General features: G+C 50.4%; 12 protein-coding genes and 1 pseudogene. 4 read left to right on the forward strand and 9 right to left on the reverse strand.

The genetic code is table 11. The annotated features are described in order from the left end of the window. Positions 1–75: 75 nt before the first annotated feature. Complete coding sequence (hrpA, locus tag FDX24_RS03515) at positions 76–3,978, reverse strand: ATP-dependent RNA helicase HrpA (RefSeq protein ID WP_115602003.1); 3,903 nt, start codon at positions 3,976–3,978, stop codon at positions 76–78. Positions 3,979–4,179: 201 nt separating this feature from the next. Here hrpA and azoR point away from each other — a divergent pair, with 201 nt between their 5' ends. Continuing rightward, positions 4,180–4,785 carry an FMN-dependent NADH-azoreductase gene (gene azoR, locus FDX24_RS03520; protein ID WP_005126702.1) on the forward strand — a complete coding sequence of 202 codons (606 nt, stop codon included), beginning with the start codon at positions 4,180–4,182 and terminating at the stop codon, positions 4,783–4,785. Between the two features lie 34 nt (positions 4,786–4,819). Here azoR and FDX24_RS03525 read toward each other — a convergent pair whose 3' ends face one another. From FDX24_RS03525 to FDX24_RS03560, 8 genes are all read right to left on the reverse strand, one after another. After that, positions 4,820–4,999, reverse strand: a complete 180-nt coding sequence (locus tag FDX24_RS03525) for a hypothetical protein (protein WP_048211566.1) — start codon at positions 4,997–4,999, stop codon at positions 4,820–4,822. Positions 5,000–5,131: 132 nt separating this feature from the next. Beyond that, the gene (locus FDX24_RS03530) at positions 5,132–5,455 is read right to left on the reverse strand and encodes a YdbL family protein (RefSeq protein WP_061067968.1); all 324 of its coding nucleotides are present in this window, start codon (positions 5,453–5,455) and stop codon (positions 5,132–5,134) included. A 7-nt stretch (positions 5,456–5,462) separates the two neighbouring features. After that, complete coding sequence (locus FDX24_RS03535; protein ID WP_045442846.1) at positions 5,463–5,654, reverse strand: YnbE family lipoprotein; 192 nt, start codon at positions 5,652–5,654, stop codon at positions 5,463–5,465. Then, complete coding sequence (locus tag FDX24_RS03540; RefSeq protein ID WP_137363847.1) at positions 5,651–8,290, reverse strand: YdbH family protein; 2,640 nt, start codon at positions 8,288–8,290, stop codon at positions 5,651–5,653. The genes FDX24_RS03535 and FDX24_RS03540 overlap by 4 nt, the downstream gene beginning before the upstream one ends. A 230-nt stretch (positions 8,291–8,520) precedes the next feature. Further along, positions 8,521–8,856: a hypothetical protein gene (locus FDX24_RS03545; protein WP_048211557.1), complete on the reverse strand. Its 336-nt coding sequence runs from the start codon at positions 8,854–8,856 to the stop codon at positions 8,521–8,523. A gap of 10 nt (positions 8,857–8,866) precedes the next feature. Continuing rightward, positions 8,867–9,319, reverse strand: a complete 453-nt coding sequence (locus FDX24_RS03550) for a hypothetical protein (RefSeq protein ID WP_048211556.1) — start codon at positions 9,317–9,319, stop codon at positions 8,867–8,869. A 3-nt stretch (positions 9,320–9,322) separates the two neighbouring features. Beyond that, positions 9,323–10,702: a DUF2272 domain-containing protein gene (locus tag FDX24_RS03555; protein ID WP_137363848.1), complete on the reverse strand. Its 1,380-nt coding sequence runs from the start codon at positions 10,700–10,702 to the stop codon at positions 9,323–9,325. Between the two features lie 34 nt (positions 10,703–10,736). Continuing rightward, a complete protein-coding gene (locus FDX24_RS03560) occupies positions 10,737–11,594 on the reverse strand; it encodes a hypothetical protein (RefSeq protein WP_124021175.1) in 858 nt (285 codons plus the stop codon). A 493-nt stretch (positions 11,595–12,087) separates the two neighbouring features. Here FDX24_RS03560 and FDX24_RS23520 point away from each other — a divergent pair, with 493 nt between their 5' ends. The 3 genes and pseudogenes from FDX24_RS23520 to FDX24_RS23605 form a co-directional block, all read left to right on the forward strand. After that, positions 12,088–12,498, forward strand: a complete 411-nt coding sequence (locus tag FDX24_RS23520) for an alpha/beta hydrolase (protein WP_212732643.1) — start codon at positions 12,088–12,090, stop codon at positions 12,496–12,498. Between the two features lie 8 nt (positions 12,499–12,506). After that, the gene (locus FDX24_RS23525) at positions 12,507–13,109 is read left to right on the forward strand and encodes an alpha/beta hydrolase (RefSeq protein WP_212732644.1); all 603 of its coding nucleotides are present in this window, start codon (positions 12,507–12,509) and stop codon (positions 13,107–13,109) included. Positions 13,110–13,319: 210 nt separating this feature from the next. After that, positions 13,320–13,621, forward strand: a pseudogene (locus FDX24_RS23605) (class A beta-lactamase LEN-27); the annotation flags it as partial. Positions 13,622–13,703: the final 82 nt, after the last annotated feature.

The raw sequence follows: 13,703 nt of genomic DNA on the forward strand, positions 1-13,703 counted from the left end.
CTGGTGTTTATTCTTTACCGGGTACAGATGCCGGATGGCGGCTATGCCTTATCCGCCCTACAGTCCAGCATCGCGTCACCCCGTAATCTGCTCCATCGCCTGCAGAATACGTTTATCGGAGATCGGATATGGTGTGCCAAGCTGCTGGGCAAAATAGCTGACTCGCAGCTCTTCTATCATCCAGCGGATCTCTTTGACATCATCATCTTCACGCCGCGCGGGCGGCAGTTTATTGAACCACTGCTGCCAGGCCTGCTGCACACTATCTACTTTCAGCATCTGCGCCCGATCGCGATGTGGATCAATCGCCAGTTTCTCCAGCCGTTTTTCAATGGCCTGCAAATAACGCAACGTATCGCCCAGGCGTTTGAATCCATTGCCGGTGACAAATCCACGGTACACCAGCCCGCTCATTTGCGCTTTGATATCCGAAAGTCCCAGCGCCATGGTCATATCCACACGCCCTTTCAGACGTTTGTTGATATTAAATACCGCCGTCAGGATCTGTTCGACCTGCTTCGCAATATCGACCACTGTGTCATTCAGCTCGGCCCGCACTTTTTCGTGCAACGCCGCAAAGCCCTCTTCCGTCCACACCGGGCCGCCGTTAGCGTCGATAAGTCTATCCACACCGCAGGAGATACAGTCGTCAATCAAATCCAGCACTTTGCCATACGGGTTAAAATACAGCCCCAGCTTCGCTTTGTTGGGCAGTTTCTCGTGTAAATATTTGATAGGTGATGGAATATTCAGCAACAACAGGCGGCGTAAACCGCACCACATCGCCTGCTGTTGCTCCAGCGGATTATCAAACAGTTTGATAGCAACGCTGTCACGCTCATCCACCAGCGCAGGCCACGCTTTGACTTTATAGTTGCCGCGTTTTTGCTCGTAACTTTCCGGCAACTGGCCGAAGCTCCAGATGTGCAATCCGCTCTGTTCAATACCGTCATCCGCCACCGCAGACAGCGTTTCCTGAACTTTACCCTTCAGCGCATCTTTCAAATCCTGCAGCGAACGCCCTTCCTGCAGCTTCCTGTTCTTATCATCCACGACCCGGAAGGTGATTTTTAGGTGATCGGGCACCTGATCCCAGTGCCAGTCGTCACGGTCAACGGTGACGCCGGTCATGCGGCGCAGTTCACGCTCCAGCGAATCCAGCAGCGGCAGTTCCAGCGGCGTCACACGACCTAAAAACGCTTCCGCATAGTTCGGTGCCGGCACAAAGTTACGCCGTACCGGTTTTGGCAGTGATTTAATCAGGGCGATCACCAGTTCACGGCGCAGCCCCGGAATTTGCCATTCAAAACCGCTCTCTTCGATCTGGTTAAGCAGCGGCAGCGGAATATGCACGGTCACACCATCCGCATCAGCGCCGGGTTCAAACTGATAGCTCAGGCGCAGTTTGAGATTGCCCTGATGCCAGAAGTTCGGGTAATCCAGCTTGCTGATTTTCTCCGCGCCCTCTTTGATGAGCATGCTCTTTTCAAAGTTGAGCAGATCCGGTGTCTCGCGGCTAACCTTCTTCCACCAGCTGTCAAAGTGGCGGGCAGAAACCACATCATGGCTGATGCGCTGGTCGTAAAACTCAAACAGCGTCTCATCATCGACCAGAATGTCGCGACGGCGTGATTTGTGCTCCAACTCTTCCACTTCCGCACGCAGCTTGAGGTTGTCACGGAAAAACGCATGGCGAGTTTGCCAGTCGCCTTCCACCAACGCATGGCGGATGAACAGTTCACGCGACAGGACTGGATCGATCTGGCTGTAGTTCACCTTACGGGCGGCCACAATCGGTAAGCCGTAAACGGTGACCTTTTCTGTCGCCATTACAGCACCCTGCGCGCGTTCCCAGTGCGGTTCACTGTATGAACGTTTGATCAGATGCTGGGCAACCGGCTCCACCCACTCGGGATCGATACGTGCGGCAATACGTCCCCACAGGCGGCTGGTTTCCACCAGCTCAGCAACCATCGTCCATTTCGGTGGTTTTTTAAACAACCCAGAGCCGGGGAAGATCGAGAAGCGGGCGTTACGCGCGCCGGTAAATTCCTGTTTATCGGCATCTTTCATCCCGATATGCGAGAGTAACCCGGTCAACAGCGCAACGTGAATTTCCCGATACTCAGCAGGTTCGCTATTAACCGGAATACCCAACTCTTTCACTACCTGGCGCAGTTGCGTGTAGATATCCTGCCACTCTCGCACGCGCAGGTAGTTTAGAAAATCAAGTTTGCACTGGCGACGGAACTGGTTTGACGACAGCGCTTTTTGCTGCTCGCCAAGATAGTTCCACAGGTTCACAAACGCGAGGAAATCAGACTCTTTGTCGTGGAAGCGGCGGTGTTTCTCGTCAGAAGCCTGTTGCTTGTCCATTGGACGCTCGCGCGGGTCCTGAATGGACAGCGCCGAGGTAATGATCATCGCTTCACGTACGCAGCCATGTTTTTGCGCTTCCAGCACCATGCGCGCCAGACGCGGATCCACCGGCAGTTGCGACAGCTGACGGCCCAACGGCGTTAACTTGTAAGCGGTTGCCTGTTCGTCGGTGGTTATCGCCCCCAGCTCTTCGAGCAGGCGTACCCCGTCCTGAATATTGCGTTTATCCGGTGCTTCAACAAACGGGAACGCCGCGATATCGCCCAGCCCCAACGCAGTCATCTGCAAAATAACGGATGCCAGGTTGGTACGCAGGATCTCCGGGTCGGTAAACTCCGGGCGCGACAGGAAATCGTCTTCGGAATACAGACGAATACAGATCCCTTCAGAAACACGACCGCAGCGGCCTTTACGCTGGTTGGCAGAAGCCTGTGACACCGGTTCAATCGGCAAGCGCTGAACTTTGGTGCGGTAACTGTAGCGGCTGATACGCGCAGTGCCCGGGTCAATTACATATTTGATCCCCGGCACGGTTAGCGAAGTTTCCGCCACGTTGGTAGCCAGCACGATACGGCGGCCGCTGTGCGACTGGAATACGCGGTTCTGCTCGCTGTTAGAAAGACGCGCATAGAGAGGTAGCACTTCGGTATGGCGCAAATCCAGCTTATTCAGCGCATCCGCAGTATCGCGAATTTCACGTTCGCCGCTCATGAAGATCAGAATGTCGCCCTGACTTTCACGGCCTAACTCATCTACGGCATCAAAAATTGCCTGCAGTTGGTCACGCTCGGTGTCATCTGCATCTTCAACAATCGGGCGATAACGCACTTCCACCGGGTAAGTTCGACCGGAGACTTCGATAATCGGCGCGTTATTGAAATGCTTTGAAAAACGCTCCGGGTCGATGGTCGCCGAAGTGATAATAATTTTGAGATCCGGACGACGCGGCAGGAGTTCTTTCAAATAGCCGAGCAGAAAATCGATATTCAGACTGCGTTCATGCGCTTCATCGATGATGATGGTGTCGTACTGCATCAGCAGCCGATCCTGCTGAATTTCCGCCAGCAGGATACCGTCAGTCATCAGCTTAACCATGGTGTTGTCACTGACATGATCGCTGAAACGCACTTTATAACCGATACAGCCGCCCGGCTCGGTTTGCAACTCTTCCGCAATACGGTTCGCCACGGTGCGCGCCGCCAGACGGCGCGGTTGAGTATGGCCAATCAGCCCTTTCACCCCACGCCCCAGCTCCATACAGATTTTCGGTAACTGGGTGGTTTTCCCCGAACCGGTCTCACCAGCCACAATCACCACCTGATGGTCGCGAATGGCGTCCAGAATATCCTGCTTTTTCTGGCTGACGGGCAGGTTTTCCGGATAGGTAATCTCCGGACGCGCCGCTTCGCGCAGCACGACTTTACCTGCTGCCTGCGCGATCTCTTTCGCCATCTCCTGGTAAATGGCCTGTTGTGCATCAGGATTTTTAACCTTCTTCACGCCGTGCAGGCGGCGGGCAAAACGCTGTCTGTCGCGCAGCATCAGTGAGTCCAGCTGTTGCTGCAGCATGTTGAAGGTTAATTTTTGTTGTTCTGTCATAGCGTTAGAGGGCAGTGCTCTGCCGGGTTAAATCTCTTGTAGATGATAGGTATAGAGTACCACATCGGCGCTTTTCATGTGTTGTTCAATAATTTCGAACATAGGATTCGATATATTGCGCTATCACTGCGGCAGGATTGTGAATAAAGTGTCAACAAGCAACGGGGCACATCCCCTTCAAACACATAAAAGGAAACACCCATGAGCAAGGTATTAGTTCTTAAATCCAGTATTCTGGCAGGGTACTCTCAGTCTGGTCAGTTGTCTGATTATTTTGTTGAACAGTGGCGTGAAAAGCACTCCGCTGATGAAATCACCGTCCGTGACCTGGCTGCAAATCCTGTTCCAGTGCTGGATGGCGAGCTGGTGGGTGCGATGCGCCCGAGCGATACGCCGCTGACGCCACGCCAGCAAGAAGCGCTCGCGCTGTCCGATGAACTGATCGCTGAGCTGAAAGCGCATGATGTGATTGTTATCGCCGCGCCGATGTATAACTTCAACATCCCAACGCAACTGAAAAACTACTTCGACCTGATTGCCCGTGCTGGCGTGACCTTCCGTTACACCGAGAAAGGCCCGGAAGGTCTGGTAACCGGAAAACGTGCGATCGTGCTGACCAGCCGTGGTGGTATCCATAAAGATACGCCGACCGACCTGATCACCCCGTATCTGAATGTGTTCCTGGGCTTTATCGGTATCACCGACGTGAACGTCGTCTTCGCGGAAGGCATTGCTTACGGTCCGGAAGTGGCATCTAAAGCACAATCCGATGCAAAAGCGGCAATCGACAGCGTCGTCGCTGCCTGATGATTGACCCTCTCACCATCCGGTGGGAGGGTTTTTACTTCTTTGCCTGCTTCCCGTGAATGCGATTAATATCACGCCAGATGGTTGCGTAATCCCTGCACTTCGCCAGATTCTCTTCCCAGCAATGCTGTAAAAATTGTTCCGGCTCCGCGACATCCCGGCTTAACAGCTTGAATACCCAACGATTCCAGACATACCACTTGAAAAGCCACATGATTTCACCCCAGGACGCTACCGGAGGGGAACTATATCAACATCGATATCATGCAGTGTGGCAACTATTGCGATATCGATGAATAATTCATGTGAATGCAATACTTGTCAGCTCCTGCTCAGAAATGAATTATTATTTCCTTAACCATTTCCCATTTATGCCCTGTACATACTCGCCGGGTTTGGCGCGAGCAACCAGCTTTTGTCCGGCCATTTTCGCCACTTCATCTGGCGGAATGTTGTTACTCTCAGCCAGTTGCTGATAGCTGGCGCTGCGCGCTTTATTAATCTCATTCACCAGCGCCTGCGTTTCAGCATCCGTTTTCAGCGCTACAAGATAGCCGTTAAGCGTCTCACCTACCCGTCCCTGCGTTCTGGCTTCATTCAGCGTCAATGCCCATACGTTGCCGCTCAAAAAACTTAACGCCACCAGGATCGCTACAAGCTGTTTTTTCATCGTGACCTCAGAACAGATCGCTGCGCGATTTCAGTAAACTCTCGACGTCTTTATCCACTTTGATATGGATCTCGTGCTCGATTTTGACGTTCATATTGATAGTGATGGGCTCTTTAGGCGCAGCCACTTCGATTCTGGGGGTACACCCCGCCAGCAGAGATGACGCAAGCAGTCCCAGCATGGCAGCTATCGTTTTCATTGTTGTTCCTCACATTCCTTGCCTTCCGGGCAATGGGTTTCTGGCAGCGCTGCATTTTGTTCAAGCCATGCCTGTAAATTGTCGCCAAAACGCAAACTGCGCCATAGCGTAAAGACGTTTTCCTCGTGGGTGTAATTCAAATTAACCGTTCCCACTTTGCCATCCACCCGACTGTTGCCAGTCACCGTTGCCTGCATGGTTAAAACACCGAGGTTATCCAGATTTATTTTCGTCCAGGAATGACTTATTTCCATATAACGCAGCCAGTTAATGGCCGCACCGGCTGCCATATTATCTTTGACAACGGCATCCGCCGTGTCTTTATCAATACGCAACGTCATTGGTCCTGGGTTGGTCAACCATCCGTCTTTGATGATCCACTTTTCGTTATTCAGCCATAACGGTAACGCACCGCTGACCGGACCCGACATAGCAAACTGCTTCGGATTTACCGCACTGATGAGTTCGCTGGAGGAGATATTCTGCACCCGTAACAATGCCGGATCGTGCTGCGGCATCCGCAGTTGTTGCATAACCACTTTGCCACCCAGTAGTTCGGCGCTGACATCGCTTAACAGCAACGGATTGTCTTCACTCCAGGGATACCCGCCCTGCAGATCGGCGGTGATGTTTGTCGCAGCAACCTGATTCACAACTTCCGCAATACGTAATGACACCGGCCCCCGCGTACCCAGTTGCCATACGCCTTCGCTAAAACGAAACGGCAGCACAAAATCGACACCGTTAATTTGGTTATCAGGCATCCAGGCACTACCCCCTTTCAGTACGCCGTGCCCCCCCGCCTCAAAGCCCTGCTCCGGCGCGGCGGAGAACGCCACCTGCGCATAAAGTTCACCTTCGCGCAGATTCATTTTCCAGTCCGGTGGTACCAATGGCTGGAAAACGGTGAGTGATTGTTTTGGCCACCAGGCCTGGCCACGCAGGCGGATCCCATCCCAGCGCCCATTCAACTGTACAGGACCAATTGCTCCGGCATGAAGTTGACCTTTGAACTGGAAAATCGTCGGATCAGTCCCTTCAACACTGAACTTCAGCGTTGAAGGAGGTAAGACGCTGCCCCCGCTAAAGAGCGTATTTCCGGCATCGAGCGAAAGCGCACCGCTAAACGTCGGTTTTTCGGCATCACGGACCCACACAATCGGCGCATCCATCACCAGACGCGGGTTTTCCACCTTCATGGTGCCATATTGCAGTTGGTCAAACCCGGTCGAGAGGTCGAAAAGTCTCAGGGTGTTGTCGTGCCACTCCCCTTTGCCCGCGACATCCCAAAGCGCATGCATCGGTGTAAAACTGCCTTTGCCCCAATACCGCCACTGCCAACGACCGGCATCAGGAAGAAAATCATTGGCCAGACCATCAAGGTGTAACTCAAAGTCACCCATCTGGTTCTCATGCGCTCGTAAAATGGCCTGCAGACGCCCATCCACACCGCGCTGTGTCACTTTAACGCCAGCCAATGGCCAGCGAATTTCGTCAATATCGAGTGAGTCGATGACTCGCCCACGGGAACGCAGCAATGCCCCTGGCTCGAAAGCGAGCTGCGGATCGATCAGGCTTCCGGTAAGTCTGGCGGGTAACTTCGCGTAAAAGATCAGGTCATCCTGTTTCGCCTCACCGATCAACTGTAACGGCATATCGCTACTATCCACACCGAGCCTACCTGGCCCTAACGTTAATACGGCGTTTCCTTTACCGGCATCGCCTTGCGTCAGAATGTTCAGACGCCCACTCAACACGGCATTTTCCAGACCGGCCTGCCAGTTTTCAACTTTCACCCCCAGACGCCCACTTAACGGGAACCCCTGATAAGGCCAGTTCCAGCGACCGTCACTGATAGTCAGTTGCTGACGCGTTATTTCCCATGGCAGATCGAGAAGCGGATCGGCCGCATCCCGTGCCATGACGATCAGTTGTCCGCTGTTTTCTTGCCACTCAAGTTCGGCGTCAACCAGCGTTGGCTCCTGCGGCAAGCTCAGAGTAGCAACCGCATGCCCGCTCACTGGTAGTCCATCAGGAACCAGCGGCATGGTAAATTCACCGACCAGTTTTATCGGCGGCTGCCCTTCAAATGCTGCAACATCCAGCTCATTTACCGTCAGATTCTGTCCGTGCAGACGCCCCTGAAATTTAACTTTTTCACCCTGGTAGCGCAGCTGCTGGGTAGAGGGCGTTAGCGAGAGCGACAGTTTCCCCTGCCACTCCTGCCATGGAGAGAGAATAACGTTGTCGATGTTAATCCAGGTATTGGGTAGCATTGATTGCCATTCAGCCAGCGTTTTTGGCGCTACCGGCGAGGGTTCTGCCTGCGGCAATTTGGCCAGGCAAGCCGAGTCGAGCTCAATTGTCCCAACATTAAGCAACCAGCGGCTGGGGTGAGAGAGCTCTGCCTGAGTAATGCGCGCTAGCGGGCAATCATCGACCAGATAGCGAAGTTCCGGGATATGCAGCCCATGCCGTGTCAGCCGTGGGCTCTCATCCAGCGCAATACGCGTGCCGACAGGCAACCAGACGCCCACCAGCGTGGGAACCCACAGGCCAAGCGTCATGACCAACGTCAGCGGCACGAGAATCAATAATAAGAGGAGTGCCAGAACGGCTTTATATTTACCCTTCATGGGTAGTTAATATCCTGATTTAGCGAAAATTTAAGCCGGTTTAGGCCAGTATTGTGGCATGTTTAGCTAAACATGCCCACCTTAAGAATAGATACCATTGAAATATATGTAATATTTATAGGTTGTGGGTAATAAAAAATAGTGGTCTCTCAGTGAGATACCCTATACCACATCCGTCAGTGGCGCAGAAAACCGACCATTTTTTCGCCCTATTAGCCCTATGCCGTGCCTCATTTCTGGTGAAAGGCAATGCCCAATAATTTGTCGAGCACAATATTAACCAGCGAAATAGCAATCTTCTCAACCTGAGCTCTTGCTGCAATTTCCACCGTGTTTTTATATTGTCGCAGCAGTTGATCTCTGGCGTAGAGCAACGCCTCCAGTTCACTGTCACTCAGTTTTCCCTGCCCACGAAGACGCAGCCAGTACGCAATTTTCTTACCGGTATCGTTTATTACCTCATTCGTATCTTTTGCTGCCGAGAGCAAGAGCGCTTTCAGTTGTTCTTTAATGGATTCAGCAACCTCATTTTTAATCGCATTCATGGCATCATCAATATCTGACATTTTTCATCCCCTATTTTACAACAGACCCCACACGGGAACTTTCTCCCCGAATGGCCAGATCGTAGTTCAACTTAACTACATCGGTTTTTTCATCCGCATAGACGACGCTAAATAACTTTTTATCCTTCATCGCCATTCGGCAATCACTCTCAAAGACATTATCGAGATAATGAATAGCCCGTACACGTGAGTCATCATGTTTGCCTGCAGCATATTCCGTCGCCTCACGGAACTTGAGGTCCCCGGTATCGCAAGTAGCCTTTACCTTAGTTTCATCAAAGGTATTCCCGGGTTTAGCTGTATTATCTTCGAGAAATTTAAGGTGGAACGCCTTTAAATTTGTGAAGTTCTGGTACGCGCCTGCATCGTAGTGTGAAACGAATAAGGCACACCCACTCAGTAAAAGGAAAGTGCAAAACATTAGCGGGGCAGCGTATTTAAGCACTATATTAGATCGTTTCATTTTTCACTCTCCGCGATACCCCATGATGGCAAACAGCGTTTCCCCTCCTTGTACATCGCTGGCAAGGAATCCGTCGGCGGTGAGCGCCAACGGGCGTCGTGTCACCGAATTACCAACATTACCGCCAATAATTTCAATCTCATTAGTGCCTACGGAAACAACTAAGTCGGTGTGACTGCTGTAGTTGCCCAGATGCTGATGATCGTAATCAACGACTTTGTCGGGGTCTCTGTCCCAACAAACCAAATCCCCCACCTGCGGTTTACGCTCATTCAGCCTGTATCCCCAGTACAACGCTTTAGCATTACCCTGATTTCTGTCGCGGATCGATTTGCTGATGTACGTCGCATGCGAAGCAGAGTAGGAAAAACGCTCCCCCGCGCCAGCCTGACGTATGGCCCATGAAATGAACGCCGCCGACCACGGCCAGTCATGATCTCGCCCGTCCAGATCGTCCCGCCCGATTTTTGCCCAATACAGGCCAACACGTTGCCACCAGCCATCCTCACCCTCTTTGTGCCCGGAATGAAGAAGGCCACCATTGCGGTTGTAGCGCTGCTCGCCAAAAAAATGCCACTCGTCAGCGGCGATCGACGCGGCGTTATCCGCAAAACCAGAAACGGGTGCTTCCTCACCAAAATACGGAACGCTGGGTTGTTCCACCGGAGGTATCGATGTCTGAGTGATTGATATATCAGGTAAGGGCCCGACGGGTATACCGTTAGCGTTAATGGGGACCTGCGAAAGATCCCAGTTGCCGCGATCTATTTCAAATCGCAAACATTTTGTACGATAAACGGTAGGATGAAGTTCGGGGTTGCTATGGTTGGCTAACCATGAATTTCTCACTTCAACATACTGGGAAATCCAGGTGTGTTCATCACCGCCACTGGCTGGAGGCACCTCACGAAACTGGGCGCGCAAGAACGTCAAAATAGTGCCGCTATGAACAAATGAGTCATAGATGACCAGAAATGAGAGCGCATCTTTAAAACCAAAGTCCTGTGCCCATTTCAGCGCAGGCAAATAGTAGCGCTCATCAAAGAACCGATCCTGTACCGATTTCATTATCGGATCATCGCGCCCTGCTCGTCGTAATAAGTCCTTAAACGGTTCATTGTCAACCAGTGCGATATTGCCTATCTTTGCAACAAACGGAGCAAGATCGGCGCTGAATCGCCCATTTGCATTAACGTAGCGGGTCACCAGATCCTGCAATTTGCTGTATTCCGTAGTTTGTGAACGACCGTAAGTGATCTGCCTGATCCCGTGAGGACCATCATGGAATATCGCGATAGCCGAGTAATCGCCTTCGGCCGAGCCGGTTTCAAACGCATTCAAAACTCGTTCACAGAGACTTTTCTGTGCGGGTGTAAGTATCATGATGCCCTCTCTGTCGATAGTTAACCGTTACACTTCACTTACTTTTCGGACTGTCGGATTTACCCGGTGCTGCTGGTTTTGGGCCAGTTGAACGGACCTGCATAACCCGTTGAAGAATATCGAACCAGAAAGGTCCGCCGAGTGAGACGGCGAAAATAGTCACCAGCAGGCCCACCACTTTTGCCAGCCATTCAGCCCCCCCTTGCGGCCATCCTTTCCAGCCCAGTTCGAAGCCTGCAGACTGCATAACGGCAATCGCGTGGTTATATTTGCCTTTAGCTGTCGCGATGCGCTCCTTGTCCTGAGCCTGATTTTTCGCCTCATTGACTTCCTGCTGCGCGATCGCCACCATTTTTTCTCGAACATCAGGATTGGAGGCCAGCACAGTCGCAAGGTTGAGGGTGTCAATATTCCCCCCAAGAACCAGAACGGTGGCGACAATCAACGTGATGGTCTGCATTTTTCGTTTATACCAACCCGAGGCGCGATCCATTACCGCATCAAACTGTTTTGCAACCGCGTTGCGAAACGTGGCCGCGTTATTGCCCGTCTGCGCCACCACTGTTTCGAGGATGCCTTTGATCCGATTATTTTTGGCATTTCCCGGCATGGCATTCACTCCAGCGGAGAGCGTTGCCATCGCACTTTTGCTGACAACTAACGCCTCCACGACTTGCGCGACAATGTCTGGGGGAATATAGGAAGGACGCCCCTGGTTTCCTTTACTTAGGGACTGAATTAACGGATGTTCAAAAAACTGAGTAATAAATTGCTGATTTTGAGACAGATCGCCTGAAAGGAACTCGCTCAGCGCCACGTCAAGATTTTGACTACGAATACGGGTCCACGCAGAAATAGCTTCAACAATCGCGGTACATGCTATCCCAAACATGAAATACACAGTCATTATCCCAATTAATATATCAAGCGTTTCAAGTCCAAACATATTGTCTCCCTCACGGTGAAGAGCGTTTGGTCAACCGATAGCAGAAACCATGCGGGTTGCTTCCTGAAAATATGAGTCAGAAACAGTGAGTATTCGGTAGGAGGTTCGTAGTAATTACTAGCGCGGTATCAATCAGAAGTCTGATGCCCTTTGGCTAACCACATGCGTCATCTAATAAACAGTCACTAATAAAATATTACTATCCTGCCAGTCCAAATTAAAACCATTTTATTAATGCCATTCCCTACGGAAATACGTAAATCTTAATTACCCCGATTAATTTTAGTTGGTAACATTCAGAAAAAATCAATAAAGGAAAGACACTCTAACCAAGTTTAAAGCAAGGTCAAGCAAAATGAAAATATTAAAATACATAGTGTTCAGTATTTTTATAGCCATACTAAATGGTTGCGGCATGTCCAACACAGGTGTTACCAGTATGGCATCTAGCAGCAATGAAATAAATATATTAGCTCAAAAACCAGATTATGCCATTGTCAAGGTTTTGTATGCCACCGATAGAAATTATAACAGCGGCGCACCACCCAACCAATCATATGGAATCAATCGAGCCTCAATCTCCTATGGACTCTGTGAAGTTAGCATTCCTCGACACCACATTATAGGAGTAACTGAACAACCTTCATTTTTAAAGCTTGAGTTCAAAGAAGATCCCAAAAAACACGTGGCCTTACTTGGTGTAACGCCTTTAGCTAAAAATGTTTTTTTCAATTACCTTGTATCCACAGTAAGCAATATACCAGAGAAAAAGACCTTCATTTTCGTTCATGGGTATAATGTCTCATTCGCCGAGGCAGCCAGAAAAACAGCTCAAATATACTATGATTAAACATCGATATGGTCCCTGTTTTTTATAGCTGGCCTTCACAGGCCAGAACTTCTGCTTATACCATCGATGAGCAAAATGCTGAGTGGACACAAACCAACCTAAAACATTTCCTTATCGATTTTCTTGAGAAATCCGATTCAAAAAATATTTACCTGATAGCCCACAGCATGGGTAATAGAATTTTATCGCGGGCGGTTATTGATGTATTGAATACAAATACAGATTATCGAAATCGCATAAAAGAGGTCATTCTAACTGCTCCTGACATAGATGCCGATGTTTTCAAACGAGACATTGCCCCTGCACTGGTGGCACAAGGAGAACCTGTTACTTTATATGCTTCATCAACAGATAAGGCGTTAGCCGCATCCCAGACGATACACCGTTATCCGCGAGCGGGTGATTCGTCTACTGGTTTGATTTATTATCCTGGAATAGAATCGATTGACGCAACTAATGTTGATACTAGCTTTATAGGCCATAGTTACCCAAGCGAAGAACGTTCTGTGCTTTCAGATATTTTTTATCTTATTAATGATAACAAGCGAGCATCCCAACGCATCGGGCTAAGCTACATTGAAGCTGGGCAATACTGGAAAATCAATGAATGAATAAATAATGAATTCAAACATTCTGAATAACACAAGTATACCCTGTTCGGCGATAGTAGACTCCTGGAGACAAGAGTCTACTATCAGTACGAATGTCCATAACCAGGAACGACCAGGTAAAAGCTAACACTCATGTGTCGAACTACATTTAACCTTATGTATTTGCTATATATCTAGTTATGTTAAGACATCCCCCAAGGAAGAATATGACTGTGCCACTTTCGTCTGTCCCTCATCCCTCTGCTCACGGCATTTTGCCTGCCCACGTTAGCCCATCAGGCAACGTTGAATAAAGTCAAAGAAGCAGAAAGACAGCTCACCGCACGCGTTTATGCCGAGCTGGATCTCACCAGCGGCGCTGGTGCTATCACCCGTTGACGCCGGGCAAGAGCAGCTCAAACCGTCGCATTAAGTACGGCCTGCCTGACCTGGTCGAGTACTCGCCGGTAACGGAAAAACATCTTGCGGACGGCATGACCGTCGGCGAATTATACGATGCCGCCATCACCCTATGCTGAGTAAAGTGGTTTAAATCCAGCAATGTGCCCACATTAAGAAGAGATACTCTAGAATTATTCATTATATCTATGACTA

Source organism: Citrobacter sp. wls716 (assembly GCF_005280975.1).
GTDB lineage: Bacteria > Pseudomonadota > Gammaproteobacteria > Enterobacterales > Enterobacteriaceae > Citrobacter > Citrobacter youngae.

Bases quoted from the DNA above. Each gene is read 5' to 3' on its own strand.
- hrpA (WP_115602003.1), bottom strand. From the start codon at position 3,978: ATGACAGAACAACAAAAATTAACCTTCAACATGCTGCAGCAACAGCTG.
- azoR (WP_005126702.1), top strand. From the start codon at position 4,180: ATGAGCAAGGTATTAGTTCTTAAATCCAGTATTCTGGCAGGGTACTCT.
- FDX24_RS03525 (WP_048211566.1), bottom strand. From the start codon at position 4,999: ATGTGGCTTTTCAAGTGGTATGTCTGGAATCGTTGGGTATTCAAGCTG.
- FDX24_RS03530 (WP_061067968.1), bottom strand. From the start codon at position 5,455: ATGAAAAAACAGCTTGTAGCGATCCTGGTGGCGTTAAGTTTTTTGAGC.
- FDX24_RS03535 (WP_045442846.1), bottom strand. From the start codon at position 5,654: ATGAAAACGATAGCTGCCATGCTGGGACTGCTTGCGTCATCTCTGCTG.
- FDX24_RS03540 (WP_137363847.1), bottom strand. From the start codon at position 8,290: ATGAAGGGTAAATATAAAGCCGTTCTGGCACTCCTCTTATTATTGATT.
- FDX24_RS03545 (WP_048211557.1), bottom strand. From the start codon at position 8,856: ATGTCAGATATTGATGATGCCATGAATGCGATTAAAAATGAGGTTGCT.
- FDX24_RS03550 (WP_048211556.1), bottom strand. From the start codon at position 9,319: ATGAAACGATCTAATATAGTGCTTAAATACGCTGCCCCGCTAATGTTT.
- FDX24_RS03555 (WP_137363848.1), bottom strand. From the start codon at position 10,702: ATGATACTTACACCCGCACAGAAAAGTCTCTGTGAACGAGTTTTGAAT.
- FDX24_RS03560 (WP_124021175.1), bottom strand. From the start codon at position 11,594: ATGTTTGGGATAGCATGTACCGCGATTGTTGAAGCTATTTCTGCGTGG.
- FDX24_RS23520 (WP_212732643.1), top strand. From the start codon at position 12,088: ATGGCATCTAGCAGCAATGAAATAAATATATTAGCTCAAAAACCAGAT.
- FDX24_RS23525 (WP_212732644.1), top strand. From the start codon at position 12,507: ATGGTCCCTGTTTTTTATAGCTGGCCTTCACAGGCCAGAACTTCTGCT.